This window comes from Actibacterium pelagium (assembly GCF_002285415.1).
GTDB lineage: Bacteria > Pseudomonadota > Alphaproteobacteria > Rhodobacterales > Rhodobacteraceae > Actibacterium_B > Actibacterium_B pelagium.
In genome coordinates this window covers 334,800-351,835 of the sequence record NZ_NSBU01000004.1, presented here as the reverse complement: position 1 = coordinate 351,835, position 17,036 = coordinate 334,800, and the positions used below count along the sequence as shown (strand labels likewise).

Sequence of the window (17,036 nt, the reverse complement as noted above, 5' to 3'; positions counted from 1 at the left end):
TTTGGTCTTAGATTTTGCGGATAAACCGGAAATAGGCTCTGAAATCAGAACAAGGGGGCGTATTTCCAGTTGTCCGCGTCAGGCGTAACTTCGTCCAGATCATAGTCAGCGCCTTGCAAGCGTTTGGCAATCTGAAGACCCTCGCGGGCGGCCTCATCGACCAGTGCCCGCCCGGCAGCTTCGTCGCGCTTAACACCATGTCCGCGCATCAGGTTGATGCCATAGTTGAACTTGCCCACCGGGTCGCCAGCATCTGCCGCGCGCTTGTCCCAACGGGCGGCGGCATCGGGGTTGTATTCGCCACCTAACCCATTGTTATCCAACTGGGACATCCACGTCATTGCGCCCGTATACCCAGCCTCGGCGCAGGTCCTAAACAGCGCGCGGGCTTTATCGTGGTCACCCTTCTTGGTGATGAAATAGCCCGAGGCGCAGGTGGTCATGTCCGTTTGCCCGCGTTTGATATTCTCCATCACGCGGTTTAGCGAAAGCTCGTCTGGGTTCAGGTCACCCAACTCGTCGCTCTCGGCGAAGGTCGGGGCGCTGAAGAGGCAGGTCAAGATGATCGCGAGGTGTTTCATGGCACATCCTTTCGCGGTGAAGATTAGCAAAACAGGGGGCCGCATTCACGCGCCTTAGGGTCGTAGAAAAGGTCAGCCCTTGCGACGTACAAGCCCTCGTGCCGGGTCGTAGCCCCAAAGCGCCAGCGCCAAAAGGATCACACCCGCAAGGCACGTCCACACCAGTGCCATTGCGTTGAACTGGGCGTAAAGAGCGAAGCGGATCAGCTCTACCGCATGGGTGAATGGGTTTACGGCGCAAATGTCGTGTAACAGCTCGGAGCTTTCGGCCATTTTCCAAAGTGGGTAAAGCGCCGAAGACAGGAAAAACATCGGGAAGATGACGAAGTTCATAACGCCCGCGAAGTTTTCCAACTGCTTGATTAGTGATGACAGGGCAAGCCCAAGCGCACCCAGCATCACCCCGGCGATGGCCAGCGCGGGCAGGACGTACAGATACCCCTGCCACGGTAAGGTGATCCCGTAAATCGCGGCGATGGCAAGGAAGCTGTAGACCTGCAGTATCGAGATCGACGTCGAAGCGATCAGGCGGCACACCAGCAGCCACCAGCGCGGCAGGGGGCTGGTCAGCAGCAGGCGCATGGAGCCCATTTCCCGGTCATAGACCAGCGACAGAGAGCTTTGCATTCCGTTGAACAGCACGATCATCCCGCACAAGCCGGGGACAATGTAGGTCTCGTAGGTTGTGTAGGTCTGATAGGGCGGTGTGATCGACAGGCCAAGCGCGGCGCGGAAACCAGCTGCGAAGACGATCAGCCAGACCAAGGGGCGTACAAGGGCCGCGATGAAACGACCGCGTTGGCGAACGAACCGCAGGGCCTCGCGCAGTACGATGGCGCGCAGTGCGATCAGGGCGGGGGTCATGCCTCTGCCCCTGTCAGATCTAGGAAAAAATCGGCTAACGCTTGGTTACCGCGAAGTGCTGCGCAGCTGTTGTTGGCCAGAATCTCCCCATGATGCAGGACGACAAGCTGGTCGGTGTCGCGGACCTCGTCGGCCAGATGAGTGGCCCACAGGACAGTCAGGCCGTCGTTTTCCGACAGGTCGTGGACGTGGTCGGTGATCGCGCGACGGGTGGCGGCATCCAGCCCCACGGTGGGCTCGTCAAGTAGAAGCACGGCAGGGTCGTGGATTAGGCAGCGGGCGATCTCTGTCCGGCGGCGGTGGCCGCCGTTCAGGTCCCGCGCCCGTTCATGGCGGCGTTCGGACATGTTCAGTCGATCAAGCGCCGCGTCGATACGCTTGGCAGCTTCGCGCCCTGAAAGCCCATGGAGTGCGGCGAAGTAAGTCAGGTTGCGATGGACGGTCAGGTCAAGGTCCAGTGTGGACTGCTGGAAGACGACCCCAATCTTTGCCAGCGCCTTGCGAGGCTCGCGCCGCAGGTCATGCCCCGCGATGGTGATCTGACCATCTGGAGTGGTGAACAACCGGGTTAACAAGCTGAAAAGAGTGGATTTTCCTGCCCCATTGGGGCCAAGAAGCGCGCAGAATTGTCCGGGGGACACGCCGAAGCTGACCTGTTTCAGCGCCTGTTTGGCGCCATAGCGATAACTCAGCTTCTCGACGTGTAATCCTGTCACTTGATGGTGATCTCCAGTCGCTGGGTTTCACCGGTGGAACCGGGAACCTTCAGGTAGTAGCTGCCGGGTTTGATGGCGACAAAGCCGATCTCCATCTCGCCTGCCTCGTCGAATTCGACCGAATCCAGCCCAAGCGGGCGGATTTCAAGGCCCTCGACCACGATCTCGTCCACCCAGATGGCGCGGAAGAATTCTGGCCCAACCAGTGCCAGTTCTTGGCTGCCATCGCCCTCGATTTCGAACTCGTAATAGGTGCCGGATTTCAGCTCCCACGGGGCGTCGGCAAGGGGTATGCCAGCTGACAGGATGATCGGCGGCAGGTCTTCCTTGTTCGAGGCCGACAGGATGCCGGCCAGCCCGAAACCGTCGTCATCATCATCGTCATCGGCTAGCGCCGGGGTCGTTACGGACAGCGCCATGGACAGGATCAGGGGAAGGGTGCGGATCATGATTTTCTCCGGTTTTGAGTGTATGACCTGCATATGACCTACATATGAGGAGCATATGAGTTTTTAGGGGCGCAGAGCCGCGCCCCATGGGAAGCGGCCCACTTTGATGGATTTGAGCGGCTCGCGCTTGGCGACGTCGATCACGGTCACGTCACCGGACACACCGTTCGTGGTGAACAGAAGCGACTTGTCGGTGTTGAAATCCATGTGCCAAACGCGACGTCCGACGAGGATGTATTTTTCGACTTCCAGCGTTTCGGCATTCACTACGGCGACGTGGTTCGAGGGTCCAAGGGCGATGAAGACAGTTTTCTCATCCTCGGTGAACTCGAACCCGACGGGCTGAACGCGGTCCGGGTGGACGCCCTTGACCTCGAACCGGATCTTGCCTTTCTCGGCTTGGGTTTCGACATCAAACACTGTGACCGTGCCACCAATTTCAGAGCTGACCCACAGCTCGGACCCGCCTGCCGCGAATTCGGCATGGCGCGGGCGGGAATCGACAAGTGTATTGGCGAACAGCTCGCGCGTTTCGGTGTCGATCCAGTGGGCCATATTGGTGGTCTCGGATGTGGTGATGGCGATCTTGCCATCAGGAGAGACCGCCATGCCCTCGGGCTCGATGCCGACGTTGATTTGGGCGATCACTTTTCGGGTTTCGGTGTCGACCACGGTGGTCACCGCGTCATCTTCGTTGGCGATATAGAGGTGGCGGTCGTTGGGATGCAGGACGAACTGCTCTGGGTCTTCGCCCGAGGGCAGGTCGTGCAGGATCTTCCCGGTTTCGGGGTCCATGACCTGCACCGTGTCGCTGTCAGAAGCGCAGATGTAAACGCGGGAATAGTCCTTGGAGAAGGTGATCCCGCGCGGGCGTTCGCCGGTGGGGATGGTACGGGTGACTTCCAATGTTGCGACGTCGATCACGCTAATCGTGTCGTCCTTTTCGTTGGTGACCCAGATTTCCTCGGACAAAGCTGGCAGGGCCAGTATGCTGATGGCCGTGGCGCTTAGGATCGGGCGGAGGCATGTCTTAAAGGTCATTGGAAGGCCTTACAGGTCGATTCGGGTTGATCGGTGCCAAGCGTGTCTAGCTCGGTTCGTTGGTGCAGGTAGCCGGGCAAGGGGGCCTGAGCCACAAGCGCGGTTTGGGTTACCAGCGGGATCGGCTGGCGCATCTGGCCGTTCCAAGTGCGGAAGGACAGCGGGCGGCCCTTGAAAGCGGCCAGTTCGAAATTCTCGGACAGGATGTAATCGCGCAGCGCTTTGGGGTCGTTGCCACCGGTCCGGGTTACGGCCTCGCCCACGGTACGGATGGCGGCCCATGCGGCATAATCCTGCGGGCGCATGTCGCGGGCTGCGTGTTCGTGGAATCGCGATTGCAGCTGGGCCGCGCCCCATTGTTCGACCACGCGGGACCACGTGGTGGGGACCAACCCTTCGGACCCGGCGACGGGGCGGGGCAGCCAGGTGTTCATCGGGATGTAGCGCGCGAAGTCGTTCAATTCGTCAGCCACCAACAGCAAGTCGTAGTCACCCAGCTCTTGGGTGAACAGGGGCACTTCCTGCGCTGCATTCCGACGCATGTCAGCGTCAAAGGCCCATGTCTTGGATTTGCGAATCTTCAGGCCGAATTTGGTGGCGCTGTCGGTCATGGCCTTGGACCAGGCGAGGTCACCGGCGTGGGTGCCTTCGATCAGGGCCAGCTTGTCCCATTTCTTAAAGCGGATGAACTGCATCAGCGCATCGGCCCGCATAGTCAGAGAGGGCAGGGTATGAAACACGTTGGTGCGGCAGTCTTCGCCTCGCAACGCAGGCGAGGGGTCGGCGGCGTTGAACAGCAGCGCAGATTGGGCAGCGGGCAGGTCGGCGATGGCGGTGACGTCCGCGCCCTGAACGTCGAGAATCAGGAAGGGTGACCGGGCCAGCGCCTCTTCGGCGGCTTTCGCAATGTCGTCGCCAACAGGGACCACGGCCATTTCCAGCGTGTAATTGTGACCCATGAAGCCGCCGGTGGTCTTGTTGTCGGCCAGCCCGACCTCGGCCCCAGCAAGGCCCAAGTCTTCCGGAAGCGGATCGAGGTTCGACAGGACGGGGGGCGCATCCCGCACTTGCTTCAAATAGACAACGGGAATGTCGATCGCCAATGCCGGTGTGGCAGCAATCATCAGCGCGGTCAGCGCTCGGGCCCAAAGACGCCTGCGGATCGACATAGTTTTCCTCCCGCTTCAAACGTAAAGCGGGCAGCTTGTCTGCTGCCATTAGACCAAAGTTGCAATTTGCCCAAACCTTAAACGAAGGTCGAATAGATGGATGCTGCAAGGGCGAGGTAAACAGCCTCAATCACTCGCGTCTTGTGGAGGAAGACATGACCATCAAATCGATTCTGACCGCGCTGGGCCTTTCCGCTGCAGCCACCATGGTGGTGGCACACGGTGACGTGGCCCCGCAGCCCATGAACACCGACGCCCTGCCCGACGTAGGCGAGGAATGGCTGACCGAAAACCCCTATCGCAGCCAGGGCGGAGAGGTTCTGGCAACCGCGAATGAGATCGGTGCCAGCGGTTATAACCAGAACTGCGCGCGCTGCCATGGTCTGGGTGCCGTGTCGGGCGGGTTGGCGCCTGACCTGCGCTATCTCGAGGCCGAAGAGTTCGGCGATGAATGGTACGTCGAGCGTTTTCAGTACGGCTATACCCAGAACGGGATCACCAAAATGCCGGCCTTTGGCGAGCTTCTGGGCCAGAAAGCCGCATGGGCTATCCGCACCTATATCGAACTTCGTCCTGACGACGGGGCCTTGGACGAACACGTTGATCGCCTGAAGGAAATCCGGGATGAACTGGCCTCCATGGCGGATGGATCAAGCGGCGATACAGCGGCCTTGCTGACGGAACTGCGCGGGATTGCGGAAGGCGTTGAAACCGGTTCAGGCGCGCCCGTTGCCGACAGCGTTGCCTACGAAGCCGCGAACCTGATCGACAACGACAGCCCGAACTTCAAGGCAGCGTCCGAGGCGCTGACCCTTGGCTTGTCGGCCGCTCAATAAGGGGTTTTCTTCGGGCACATGACCAGACTGACCCGATTTCTGACACTCGCAGCGGCGCTTTGCCTGATGGGCCAAGGCGCCGTTGCCCGTTGCGAGGATCATATCCCGCAGCCCAAGCCCCAGAACGCCAGCCGCGACATCGTCGGGCAAGATCTTGACCAGATACAAGAACGTGGCTTCATGACCTTCGCGGCCTATGAAGACTTCCCGCCGTGGTCCTATGAAGAGAATGGCAAGCCGGTTGGCGTCGACATCGAGATCGGCAAACTGATTGCCGAGGATCTGGGGGTCGAGGCGCGGTTCAAGCTGGTGTCTCCAAGCGAAAATCTTGATGGCGACCTGCGCAACTGGATCTGGAAAGGTCCGATCGTCGGCGGCTCTGTCGTGAACGTCATGCTGCATGTGCCCTATGACAGCAACTATGCTTGCCGGGTCGAGCAGGTGGTCTTCACCGGCACCTATCATGTCGAGGAGATCGGGATCGCCTATCGCAAGGACGCCTATCCCGAAGACCCGCCCATCCCGGCCTATTTCCGGTTCGATACAGTGGCGGTCGAGAATGACTCGATTGCCGATTTCTACCTGACGGCCTTCCCCGGCGGGCAGCTGTCGAAGAACATGCGTCGCTATCCCACGATGGCTGGTGCGATGGCCGGTCTGACCGCGGGTGAGACCATGGCTGCCATGGGTCCGCTGGCTCAGCTAGAGGCCGGTCTGACTGAAGGCCTTGCGGTTCACACGCCACCCCTGCCCGGTTTTGCTGTCGGTAAATGGACTGTCGGGACGGCGGTGCACTTTTCCTATCGGGGGCTGAGCTATTCGGTCGAAGACGCGATCTATGCCGGGATTCAGGATGGCCGGATCGAGAAGATCTTTGCCGATTACGGCTTAAGCTTTCAGCCGCCAGAGCTGCGGTGAACCCGGATCAAGTGCCCGTCATGGGTCACAAGGCTGGCGCGGGGCGTGCCGTCCAGTTTGCCAAGGGCAATCCCAATCTCTTCCTCTGACATCAGGCAGAACGCTGTCGAGGCCGCATCTGCTAGCGCAGCGCTATCGCAGGTCACGCTGACGGTGGACCAGAGGGGTGATTTTTTTTGAGCCTTTGGGTGCAGGATATGGGCGCTTTTGCCGATCTTCTGCGCGTTCGGGCTAGAGGTCGCCACAGCGCGATCGGTCAGGTGCAACACCGACATCAACCCATGTTCCGGGTCGGCCATGCCAAGGCGGAAGGGGCCGCCGATGGCTGCGAACTCTCCGACATTGATCAGCGCGTGGGTCAGACCCGCACGGGTCAGGTGGTCGCGCACCAGATCGGTGGCAAAGCCCTGAGCAATCCCGTTGAAGGTCAGGGCCTGACCGGGGTCCAGGACGATCTCAGAGGGCGATAGGCGCAGCCGGTCCCAGCCTAGATGCGCGCGCGCGGCTTCAGGGTTTTCCCCACGGGCCAGCGCCCCCCACAAGGGTTGTACCGTTGGGTCGAACAGGCCGCCCGTGGCGTGGTGGGCCTGATCGGCCAGTGCCATCAGCCGCAGAAACCGCCCCGATGGGGTCAGCCGCCCGGTCCGGTTCAACCGCGACAGTGCGCTTTGGGGGTCGAACAGGCTGAATTCGGTTTCGACCTGAAGCAGAAGGGTTTTGACCTCTTCCAGCAACGCGTTGCCTTGCCGGTCAGGGGCGTAGAGGGTCAGCGACACCTCGGCCCCAAGGGCGCGGCCCTGCCAGCGCACCGGGGTCGCGGACAGCGAGGGCGTGGCCACGGCGGCGGCTGTGATCGACAAGAAGCGGCGGCGGTTCATCATTCAGCGGCCTCCATGCGTTTGGCCTGTTTGGCGGCAAGGATCAGCGGGACGCACTGGTCTTTGTCATTGTGGATGGTGATGCAGTCGAGGCATTGGAAGCATTCGGAATAGATGATCTTCCCGGTTGGGCGAATGGCGCCGTAGTTGCATTTCACCCGGCACAGCTGACACGGAGACCCACAGTCCGCGCGCCGGTGGATCCAGTCGCGGCCCCGCAGGAATCCCCCGATCGCCATGAAGGCCCCAAGCGGGCAGACATATCGGCAGAACCCTTTGAACAGGAACATGCCGGCGATCAGCCAGAAGGCGGCGTAGACGACATAATACCATTCCCGCACAAATAAGGTGGTGATGGCGGTCTTGAAAGGTTCGACCTCGGCCGCTTTGTCGGCACTGTCTGGCGAGATGAAGACTGTGGCGATCAGTCCGGCCAGCAGCAGATATTTCACGGCTTTCAGGCGACGGTCCCATAGCCCGCGGATTTTGAACTCGGGCAAGCGCAGCAGGCGGCCCAGGTGATGGGCGAATTCCTGAAGCGCGCCGAAGGGGCATAGCCAGCCGCAGAAGAGCCCCCGGCCCCACAGGAGAAAACCAAGGATCGTGACCGCCCAGATCAGCAGCGAGAACGGGTCGTAAAGGAGGAAGGCGAAACTGCCACCCTCCATTATCGTGCGCAAAGCCGCCAATGGGGTGACAATCGACAGTTGCCCCTGTCCCCACCAGCCGATGAACCCGGTTACGACGGCCAGAATGGTAAGCCGCACAGGGGTGAACTGTGCCAGATCGGCCAGCGGGTTCATGCGGAACAAGAGAAGCGCGGTCAGCCCGCTTAGGAAGGCTGCCAGCAGGATCATGTCGCTCATCCGGTTGCGCAGCGCCTCCAGCCACGGCGGTGCGGGTTTCGGGACCTCTGGCCGGACAAAGAAACGGTCGGGTGTGGTATGGGCGATCTCGATCACTTGCGTGCCGATTTCGGGATGGAACATGCCATGTTCGCGCACGGCCGAGACTTTCAGCAGCCATTCGCGCGCCGGATCAAACCCAAGGCGGCGGTCGGTGCGCAAGATCAGGGCGGTGCCATCGGGCACGCCGCGGGCGAGGTCGATGAACAGATCACTGTCACGCAGGGCTACGGGCAGCCCGTCCTGCTCTGCCGCGATCCAGTCGGGGGCCGTGTTGCGCACGAAATCAGTCGAGACAAGCCCGTGCCGCGCTGTTTCGATCACGAGGATGGGTTCGTCCTCGGTCGAGATCGACAGGAAGTTCTGAAGCTCCTCGTAACCATTGTCGGACAGAACGGCCCTCGCGACCGAAGGTGGGCCAAGGTCGACCACCCAAAGGTCCAAATAGGTCTCTTCCGGGTAATCCGTGGCTTCGGGGTCGTCATCTGCCCAGATGGTGCCTGCGAACATCTCGTCGATCTGAGCATTGGTCACCACGGTCCGCGAGGCGATTCCCTGCGCAACCAAATCGTCCCACGTCAGGGATTCTTCATGGGAAAGATCGGGGCGCGCTGGGGCTTTGGTCGAAATCCCCTGCATCTTTTCGCGGGCAACGGCCAGTGCTGCGCCCATGACCGATTCATGGGCGATGCGGACAGAGGCCGTCGCCTTGGTCACCCCATCAAGATAGACAAGCGAACTGCCCTCTCCCGCATCCCCATAGGGGGTGCCGACAACGATCGAGGAGGATATCGACAACCCCGGATACTGCTCGAAAAACTTGTGGAACGGGGCTTCGCCAAGGCCCGAGACGAAGATCGGTTCGTTATGTTCGATCAGGCGGGCGTCCAGAAATTTTCCCTCCAGATCAAGGGTTACCAGCACATTGATCGACGCGCCCGAAAAGCCGGGCAAGGGGGCAAGGGGTTCGGTTTCAAACACATACCCGGCCTCGGCCCCGCCAGAGTTCAACAGCTGATAAACGCCCTTGTCATTCAGCGGCTCGCCCAGAGCGAAGGGGGGAACGATCAGCTCTGCTAGCGCGTCACGGTCCATAGGGGCAGCCCACGCAGAAAGGCCCAGCAAAAGCCAGGCGCAGATGGTCCAAAGCAGTGATGTCCTCCCAAACATTGGCGCTACAAGACCACTGCGGAAGCGCGTGCGAAATACGACCTTTGTTCGAGGAGTGGGGACGAACTACGACCAATGGGTAATAGTCCGACTCATGCCGCCGTTGGTAATGTGTTGGGGAGCCAAGCTATTGGGAGGAACAATTATGGCGTGGACTGCACCGAAACTGAAAGAAGTTAACTGCGGCATGGAAATCAACATGTATTCGCCTGCCGAAGGCGAAGGCCGTGAATACGAACAGGATCTGTTCTAAGACCCTCGTTTAAAAGACAACCATCATGAAATTTCTGGTTCTGGGCGCGGCAGCCGGAGGCGGCCTGCCGCAGTGGAACTGCGGTTGTGCGAATTGCAATCTGGCCCGCGCCGGTGACATACCGGCTGCGGGTCAGTCGTCTTTGGCGGTATCGCTGGATGGGCAACGGTGGAGCATCCTGAATGCATCGCCCGATGTGCGCCAGCAGATGCAGGACCGCGCGTCCTTTCATCCACGGTCGCTGCGGGACACGCCGATGCAGTCGATGCTGCTGACCAATGGCGATATCGACCATATCGCCGGGCTGCTGTCACTGCGGGAACAGACGCCCTTTGCGCTTTATGCCACAAGCGAAATCCTTGGCGTTTTGGCCGAGAACCGGATTTTCGATGCGGTTTCACGAGAAAAAGTCTCGCGCAATGCGATCACCTTGGATGCTGAATTCGGCTTGCAAGACGGCCTGACCGCCCGTGTCTTCCCCGTGCCCGGCAAGGTGCCGTTGTTCATGGAGGGCGTGACGGTTCAGACCGATCTGGTCGGCGAACAGACCGTGGGCGTGCGGCTGTCGGGGGGCGGCAAGGTCGCCTATTACATCCCCGGCTGCGCCGAGGTGACGCCCGACCTTCTGACCCAGATTTCGGATGCGGATATCCTGTTCTTTGACGGGACGCTTTGGGACGACGAGGAAATGATCCGCGAAGGCACCGGTGTCAAGACAGGCCGCCGGATGGGCCATATCTCGATCTCTGGATCGGATGGGTCGATTGCCAAGCTGGAGGCGGTGAAGGCCCAGAAGGTCTTTATCCATATCAACAACACCAACCCCATCTGGCGGCCCGACAGCGAAGAACGCGCCTTCGTTTTGGCCAGTGGATGGGGCATCTCCCACGATGGGATGGAGATCAGCCTATGAGCCGGGAAAGCCTAGAAGAACGACTGCGCGCGATCGGGGCAGAGCGTTACCACGACAAACACCCATTTCACCACAAGCTGCACGGGGGCGATTGCACACCTGATCAGGTGCGGGCCTGGGTGATCAACCGCTGGGCCTATCAGGCGGCGATCCCGATGAAAGACGCGGCCTTCATGTCGCGCTGCACGGACCCTGCGATGCGCCGCGAATGGCGTTCTCGGATCGAGGATCACGATGGGGGCGTGGACGAGGGCGGCGGCATCCGGCGCTGGCTGAAATTGGCAGAGGCGGTGGGGCTGGACCCCGACTATGTCGCTTCGGGCCGTGGGATCCTGCCAGCGACGCAATTCGCCGTGGATGCCTATGTGCATTATGTGCGTGAGAAGCCGTTGTTGCAGGCGGTGGCCTCGTCACTGACCGAACTTTTCGCGCCGAAGATCCACGAGCGCCGGATCGAAGGCCTGCTGGAACATTACGATTTCGCCAACCCCGACAGCCTGTCCTACTTCCGTAAGCGTTTGACCGAAGCCCCCAAGGATGTGGCCTTTGGCCTGAAATGGGTCCTGGACCATGCCGATACGCCTGAAAAGGAAGACATGGCCTGCGAGGCGTTGATTTTTAAGACCAACGTACTTTGGGCGCAGTTGGACGCGCTGTGGGGAGCCTATGTCGAGGCAGATCGTATCCCGCCCGGCGCATGGCAACCCGGCGAAGGCATGGCTTGATGCTGGAGATCGGCCATAGTGACCGTCCCTATCTGCCACGTGGGGTACGCATCGTCGAAGACCGGGTGCGCGGGGGGCGCATCCTGTTGGCGCCAGAGAAGGCCGTGGCTTTGGATGCGATTGGCGAAGCCATTCTGGACCGCGTGAATGGAGAGGCCACTTTTGGAGCGATCGTGAAAGATCTGGCAGACACTTATGAGGCCCCTCAGGGCCAAATCGCTGCTGACGTGCAGCGGTTCATGATGGGCCTGCGGTCCCGAATTTTCCTGAGGGTGAAGACATGAGTGTACGCCCGCCCATTGCCATGCTGGCCGAACTGACGCATCGCTGTCCACTGGCTTGTCCCTACTGCTCTAACCCATTAGAATTGCTGGGAAAAGACAAAGAGTTGGACACTCGGACATGGGTGCGTGTGTTCAATGAGGCGGCCGAGATGGGCGTTCTTCAACTGGCCTTGTCGGGTGGGGAACCTGCCTCTCGTCCTGATTTGGTCGACCTCACGGCGGCGGCGCATCAGGCGGGGCTTTATACCAACCTGATCACCAGCGGTATCGGGCTGACACCCAAGCGGCTGGATGCACTGGAACAGGCCGGTCTGGACCATGTCCAACTGTCCTTGCAGGGCGTGAACGCCGGCATCGCCGACTGGGTCGGAGGCTATAAGGGCGGGTTCGACCGCAAGATGATGATCGCGGAAGAGCTGAAGCGACGCGGCATTCCGCTGACACTGAACGCGGTCATGCATCGGCAGAACCTGGATGATCTGGAAGAGACGATTGAGATGGCCGTTGATCTGGGTGCCCGCCGGTTAGAGGTGGCCTGCGTCCAGTTCCACGGCTGGGCCCAGAAAAACCGTCACATGCTGCTGCCCACGCGCGAACAGACCGAAGCCGCCAAACAGATCGTGGCCGAGGCCGAAGCGCGGTTGCGCGGGGTGATGGCCTTCGATTTCGTGCCGCCGGATTACTATGCCGAATATCCCAAGGCCTGCATGGGGGGGTGGGCCTCGGCCGGGATCAATATAAGCCCGGATGGCAAGGTGCTGCCCTGTCATGCCGCTGAAACCATCCCGCATCTGGAGTTCGACAGCGTCCGCGACAAAAGCCTGAAAGAGATCTGGTTCGATGGCGCGGCCTTCAACGCATATCGCGGGACCGACTGGATGCCCGACCCCTGCCAAAGCTGCGACCGGAAAGAGATCGACTTTGGCGGGTGCCGATGTCAGGCCATGGCGATTGCCGGGGATGCGTCCGCGACCGATCCGGTTTGTTCGCGTTCTCCGATGCATGGACGGGTGACTGATTTGCTGGCCGATGCGCTGTCAGAAACGTCGAACGAATTCGTCTATCGGCGGCTTAGCAGGTCCGCTTAAGTCGGGTCGCCCGAGACTGCCTTTTCAAGGAAATGTTGCAGGACACCCTGATCAATCGGCTTGTGGAAAAGTTCCGCTCCGACGGATTTGCACCGATCTTCGATCGAGGTCTTCCGGTCGGCGGTAATCAGGCAGGCAGGGATCGGGCCAAGCGTGGACTTGAAATGCGCGATGGCGTCCGTGCCGAATTTGTCGTCGTCCAGCTGGTAATCGGCGATGATCGCATCGGGGGCGATTTCCAGCTCTGCCAAAATCTCTTCGGCCTCGGTCTGATCATGGCAAGGTAAAACGCTGACCCCCCAATTTTCCATGGTAATGGTCAGCGCTGCGCGCAAATCGGAGTTGTTTTCGATCAGCAGTACGATGCTGTTGTCGAGGTTGACGCGGGACGGTGTCGGGCGTGGCTCTTTGGACTGGTCCGAGGGGTCTTCCAATTCTGGCGCACGAGTGAACTCGACAGAGAATTTGGTGCCCCATCCAAGGTCGGACTTCAGATGTAGGGGGTGTTCAAGAAGGCGGCAGGCGCGTTCCACGATAGCCAGCCCAAGCCCCATCCCGTCGGCGGGATTGACCGAAGCGTTCACCCGGTGGAACTCGTCGAAGATCCGGTCCTGCTGGTCCTCGGGGATACCGGGGCCGGTGTCCCAGACCTCGATTCGGACAGATCCTTTGCGGCGGCGTGCACCAACCAGAACCTTGCCCCTCTCGGTATAGCGGATCGCGTTCGAGATCAGGTTCTGTAGGATGCGCCGAAGATAAGTTGTATCGCTGATCACCTGGGTTTTGGTCGGAACGATGCGGAACTCCAGCCCCTTGGCCTCGGCCATAGGCCGCAACTCATCCGAGAGTTGGCGAAGAATCAGGTCCAGCGACACGGTTCCCACATGCATCGCCGCCTGCCCGCTGTCGAGTTTCGAAATATCCAAGAGCGCACCAAGGATGTTCTCCACCGACAAAAGCGCGTTGCTGGCCTTGGACAAGCGTTCTGAATATTCGGGGTTTTCCAGATCGGTTTCCAGCGAAGAGACGAACAGCTTTGCCGCCGACAGGGGCTGCAACAGGTCGTGGCTGGCGGCGGCGACGAAGCGGGATTTCGAGGCGTTGGCGCGTTCGGCCTCGGACAGGGCATCCTCCAGTTCCAGCGTACGTTCGGTCACGCGGCGTTCCAGTGTTTCGTTTACCTCGGATATCGCGCGGACCGCCGCGCGTTCGGCCGAAACATCGGTGAAGCTTATCACGAAGCCGCCGTTTGGCATCTGCTGGGCAAAGGCCGCTAGCGTCCGGTTGGCACCGACACCGATTTCAAAGGACAAAGGCGCCCTGCGCAACGGGCTTTGGACCCATTCCTCGACCTCACGCCCCTCGATTGGTTCGATAGAACGCATCTGTTCGCCCACCAGCGTGTAAAGCGTTCGGAACGAAGTCCCAAGCTGAAGTCGGTTGATCGGAATCGATAGCAGCTCGCCTACACGGCGGTTCCAGCCGACCAGACGGTTTTCAATGTCGAAGATGCAGACACCCTGGTTAAGGTGTTCCAGCGTGGCGCGGATCAGTCGGGCTTGGTCGTCCAGCAGGCGTTCGCGCTCTTGCCGCTCCAGTCGCATGATGTCGGTGACGTCTGTTTGCAGAACGACGGTGCCGTTGTCAGGCGTGCGGTGTTCGCTGACTTGCAGCCAGCGGCGCCCGGCCATCCGGGCGTTGAAAACCACGCTGTCGTCCTTATGGCGTTCCATCCGGTAAGCGGCCCAGCTTTCAGGCGTTTCCCCGTCGGGCAGCGACAGGTAAGGGCTGGTCGAGACCATTTGGACATAGTCCCGAAACTTCAGACCCGGCTTCAGCTGTGGGTGGACGTCCTGCATGTGCTTGCCGAAGCGGCTGTTGCACATGACCAGTTCCTCATCGGCGTTGAACAGGGCAAAGCCCTCCTGCACCGTTTCGATTGCGTTCGCGAGGTTGGCGCGGGCAAGTTCGGTTTCGGCATTCGCGTCGGCCAGTTTGGCGTTGGAGTCATTCAGCAGGTCAAGCGCGCGTTCCAATTCGCCGGTACGGGCGCGGACGACCTCTTCCAGCATGGCGGCGCGTTGGAACTGTGCATAGGCGGCACCGGATTCATCGGTATCCTGCTCGACCCGCCGCATCAGGGCCTCGCTGATCTGTCGCAGCTTTTCGTTCTGGCGTTCCAGCGAATCGTTTTCGTCGATCAAAGAGGTCAGCATGATCAGCTTTCAGGAGGGTAGATCGCCACCCCGGTCAGGGTTTGGTTCACGTGCATGGAATTGATCTGTTCGCCGTAGGTTGAAAAGCCAACCACGTTGTTGTGTGCCATGATATTGGACAGCTGTCCGGTAAGTTGGCTTTGTTCGGCCTCGATCCGACGCAGGATACAATCACAGGCGATGATACCATCTGGGCGGACCTCTGCCGACAGAGCGGCCAGTTCGGTTTCAAGGTGATCAACCATGTCTTTGGTCTCGGCCAGCGTCAGCACAAGCCCTTCGTCAATGGCAGAGAAGAAAATCAAATCGCCATTTTCGGCCACCTGCTGAATCGCACGAACATGGTGATGACCACCAACGCGCACCACAAGCGGGTGCGCGGCGAATGTGAAGGGGCTAAGCTGATTGGGATCCTTGCCGACAAGGCGCGCATATTCGCGGGCGGCGGGTTCCGCGTTGATCTCGTGCACGATCCGCCGGTCAGGGGAGGCCTTGGTCACCACCATGCGTCGGTCTGACGGTTCAAAGTGGTCGGTTTTGAACACACGCACCGGACAATTGGTTCGGAACTGCGCGATCAAGGCCGCGTTGGTCAGCACCTGTCCGTCATGCAACAAAAAGGTCTCGCCGAAGCGGTCGCCATCCCCTGCTGATCCACCGAACAATGGCACCGGCCCAAGGCCAGCCGCGATTTCCGAGGTCAGGCGGTCTTCAAGGGTGGATAGGCCGTCGATCATCATGAAGTTGAATTCATGGTCCCACTCAGGGCGCTGCTTTTTCAGCGCGTGCCGGGTTTGGATCATGCGATCAATCAACTTGGTGGCATTGAAACTCTTCAGATCCTCGACGACCAGAATTCGCGTCGAAAACTGAGACGCGGGTAGGCCGACGGCGACGATCTTGCCTTCGGAATAGCCTGTATCGGCGATCTCTCCGGCGGTGGTGCAGCCCATGACGGCGGCCTCGCCAAAGGCGGTTGTGGTCTGAGCGGCCAAGGTGTGTAAATCGGCGTTGGGGGACAGGAACAGCGCAACAAATGCCATCGGATCCGGCCCCAGTTCGGCGGCCAGCTGTGCGATTGGTTGATCGGTGTCACAGTCAACGACGGCTGCGCGCAAAATCTGCGGTGCACGCGCCCGCACACTGGACAGACCGGTGGTCTGGTCCATCGTGTCTCCTCCCAAAAACAGCATTCAGCCTATGCGGGGGGGATGCTGTCGCGCAAGACGTTTGTGAAACTTGTTTCCTTGGCCAACAGCACTGCCTGGGTCCGGCTTTGGACCCCAAGCTTGCGCATGATCGCAGTGACATGGGCCTTTACCGTGGTTTCAGCAATCGACAGGTCATAGGCGATCTGTTTGTTCAGTTTGCCTTCGCAGATCAACTGCAAGATCCGTGCTTGTTGGTTCGTGAGCGAGGCCAACCGCGTGGCCGCCTCATCCGGGCTGGAGGCAGCCGCGTCTTCCAGCAGTTGAAAGCCCTCGGGGATAAAAGTTTCACCAACCGACAAGGCGTCGATTGCGCTTTTGAACACATCGCGCTGGCTGTGTTTGGGGACAAAGCCAGAAGCGCCGGAGTGAATGGCCGAGCTGATGATACGGTTGTCGGCCATTGACGACACCACGACAATTGGCGCCATCGCTACGCGGTTTAGCCGAACCAGCCCGTCCAGCCCACTGACGTCGGGCAGGTTCAGGTCTAGCACGATCAGATCGACGCGGGCCCCTGATGCGATTTCATCCATGGCATCTTGCAGGCAAGAGGCCGTTTTGATGTCTTGAATGCTGGACACGGCGCGCAAGGTCATCGACAGCGCGTCGCAAAACAACGGATGGTCGTCGATGATCAGCGCAGATTTCAGCCTCTTCACGGCGACTGCGCCAGTTCCGGTTCCCGTTTCGGGTGTCATTGCCCTGTACTCCATGACTTTAGTCTACCAGAACGGCAGTCCGATTCAGAATAAGCCTTAGGTCGTAGGAAGCACAAAGAAAACGCGCCCCGCAATGCAGGGCGCGCTCCATCTGGCTAGT

Annotated in this window: 18 protein-coding genes; 7 read left to right on the top strand and 11 right to left on the bottom strand. The window is 60.1% G+C overall.

The window, feature by feature from the left end; all coding sequences use genetic code 11:
- Window positions 1-44: 44 nt before the first annotated feature.
- From CLM58_RS01930 to CLM58_RS01905, 6 genes are all read right to left on the bottom strand, one after another.
- Window positions 45-581, bottom strand: a complete 537-nt coding sequence (locus CLM58_RS01930) for a tetratricopeptide repeat protein (protein ID WP_095594791.1) — start codon at window positions 579-581, stop codon at window positions 45-47.
- A 72-nt stretch (window positions 582-653) separates the two neighbouring features.
- A complete protein-coding gene (locus CLM58_RS01925) occupies window positions 654-1,445 on the bottom strand; it encodes an ABC transporter permease (RefSeq protein ID WP_095594218.1) in 792 nt (263 codons plus the stop codon).
- Window positions 1,442-2,161, bottom strand: a complete 720-nt coding sequence (locus CLM58_RS01920) for an ABC transporter ATP-binding protein (protein ID WP_095594217.1) — start codon at window positions 2,159-2,161, stop codon at window positions 1,442-1,444. Before CLM58_RS01920 ends, CLM58_RS01925 begins: the two co-directional genes overlap by 4 nt.
- The gene (locus CLM58_RS01915) at window positions 2,158-2,610 is read right to left on the bottom strand and encodes a cupredoxin domain-containing protein (protein WP_095594790.1); all 453 of its coding nucleotides are present in this window, start codon (window positions 2,608-2,610) and stop codon (window positions 2,158-2,160) included. Before CLM58_RS01915 ends, CLM58_RS01920 begins: the two co-directional genes overlap by 4 nt.
- 63 nt (window positions 2,611-2,673) lie before the next feature.
- Window positions 2,674-3,651, bottom strand: a complete 978-nt coding sequence (locus CLM58_RS01910) for a YVTN family beta-propeller repeat protein (protein WP_095594216.1) — start codon at window positions 3,649-3,651, stop codon at window positions 2,674-2,676.
- Window positions 3,648-4,820, bottom strand: a complete 1,173-nt coding sequence (locus CLM58_RS01905; protein ID WP_095594215.1) for an ABC transporter substrate-binding protein — start codon at window positions 4,818-4,820, stop codon at window positions 3,648-3,650. Before CLM58_RS01905 ends, CLM58_RS01910 begins: the two co-directional genes overlap by 4 nt.
- 155 nt (window positions 4,821-4,975) lie before the next feature.
- On the opposite strand from CLM58_RS01905, the gene pedF reads away from it, so the two are divergent.
- Together pedF and CLM58_RS01895 are read left to right on the top strand one after the other, a co-directional pair.
- Complete coding sequence (gene pedF / locus CLM58_RS01900; RefSeq protein ID WP_095594214.1) at window positions 4,976-5,656, top strand: cytochrome c-550 PedF; 681 nt, start codon at window positions 4,976-4,978, stop codon at window positions 5,654-5,656.
- An 18-nt stretch (window positions 5,657-5,674) separates the two neighbouring features.
- The gene (locus tag CLM58_RS01895; protein WP_095594213.1) at window positions 5,675-6,574 is read left to right on the top strand and encodes a substrate-binding periplasmic protein; all 900 of its coding nucleotides are present in this window, start codon (window positions 5,675-5,677) and stop codon (window positions 6,572-6,574) included.
- Here CLM58_RS01895 and CLM58_RS01890 read toward each other — a convergent pair.
- On the bottom strand, window positions 6,553-7,455 hold the full coding sequence (locus tag CLM58_RS01890) for an FAD:protein FMN transferase (protein ID WP_229666176.1): 903 nt from the start codon (window positions 7,453-7,455) through the stop codon (window positions 6,553-6,555). The genes CLM58_RS01895 and CLM58_RS01890 overlap by 22 nt on opposite strands.
- Window positions 7,452-9,527, bottom strand: a complete 2,076-nt coding sequence (locus tag CLM58_RS01885; protein WP_095594212.1) for a 4Fe-4S binding protein — start codon at window positions 9,525-9,527, stop codon at window positions 7,452-7,454. The genes CLM58_RS01890 and CLM58_RS01885 overlap by 4 nt, the downstream gene beginning before the upstream one ends.
- A 145-nt stretch (window positions 9,528-9,672) precedes the next feature.
- Between CLM58_RS01885 and pqqA the strand changes: the two genes are divergently transcribed.
- Genes pqqA through pqqE form a run of 5 tightly spaced genes read left to right on the top strand, consistent with a single transcriptional unit; the run spans window position 9,673 to window position 12,790 of the window.
- Window positions 9,673-9,780 carry a pyrroloquinoline quinone precursor peptide PqqA gene (gene pqqA / locus CLM58_RS01880; protein WP_095594211.1) on the top strand — a complete coding sequence of 36 codons (108 nt, stop codon included), beginning with the start codon at window positions 9,673-9,675 and terminating at the stop codon, window positions 9,778-9,780.
- 25 nt (window positions 9,781-9,805) lie between these two features.
- Window positions 9,806-10,693, top strand: a complete 888-nt coding sequence (gene pqqB / locus CLM58_RS01875; RefSeq protein WP_095594210.1) for a pyrroloquinoline quinone biosynthesis protein PqqB — start codon at window positions 9,806-9,808, stop codon at window positions 10,691-10,693.
- Window positions 10,690-11,418 (top strand): pyrroloquinoline-quinone synthase PqqC, encoded by a 729-nt coding sequence (gene pqqC / locus CLM58_RS01870; protein ID WP_095594209.1) that lies wholly within the window; start codon window positions 10,690-10,692, stop codon window positions 11,416-11,418. Before pqqB ends, pqqC begins: the two co-directional genes overlap by 4 nt.
- The gene (pqqD, locus tag CLM58_RS01865) at window positions 11,418-11,702 is read left to right on the top strand and encodes a pyrroloquinoline quinone biosynthesis peptide chaperone PqqD (protein ID WP_095594208.1); all 285 of its coding nucleotides are present in this window, start codon (window positions 11,418-11,420) and stop codon (window positions 11,700-11,702) included. Before pqqC ends, pqqD begins: the two co-directional genes overlap by 1 nt.
- Entirely contained in the window at window positions 11,699-12,790 is a 1,092-nt protein-coding gene (gene pqqE / locus CLM58_RS01860) for a pyrroloquinoline quinone biosynthesis protein PqqE (protein WP_095594207.1), read from the top strand. Before pqqD ends, pqqE begins: the two co-directional genes overlap by 4 nt.
- Here pqqE and CLM58_RS01855 read toward each other — a convergent pair.
- The 3 genes from CLM58_RS01855 to CLM58_RS01845 are packed head-to-tail and all read right to left on the bottom strand — an operon-like array spanning window position 12,787 to window position 16,915.
- Window positions 12,787-15,006 carry a hybrid sensor histidine kinase/response regulator gene (locus CLM58_RS01855; protein WP_095594206.1) on the bottom strand — a complete coding sequence of 740 codons (2,220 nt, stop codon included), beginning with the start codon at window positions 15,004-15,006 and terminating at the stop codon, window positions 12,787-12,789. The genes pqqE and CLM58_RS01855 overlap by 4 nt on opposite strands.
- A 2-nt stretch (window positions 15,007-15,008) precedes the next feature.
- Window positions 15,009-16,175, bottom strand: coding sequence for an FIST N-terminal domain-containing protein (locus CLM58_RS01850; protein ID WP_095594788.1), 1,167 nt, complete (start codon window positions 16,173-16,175; stop codon window positions 15,009-15,011).
- Between the two features lie 29 nt (window positions 16,176-16,204).
- Window positions 16,205-16,915: a LuxR C-terminal-related transcriptional regulator gene (locus CLM58_RS01845; RefSeq protein ID WP_188720499.1), complete on the bottom strand. Its 711-nt coding sequence runs from the start codon at window positions 16,913-16,915 to the stop codon at window positions 16,205-16,207.
- Window positions 16,916-17,036: the final 121 nt, after the last annotated feature.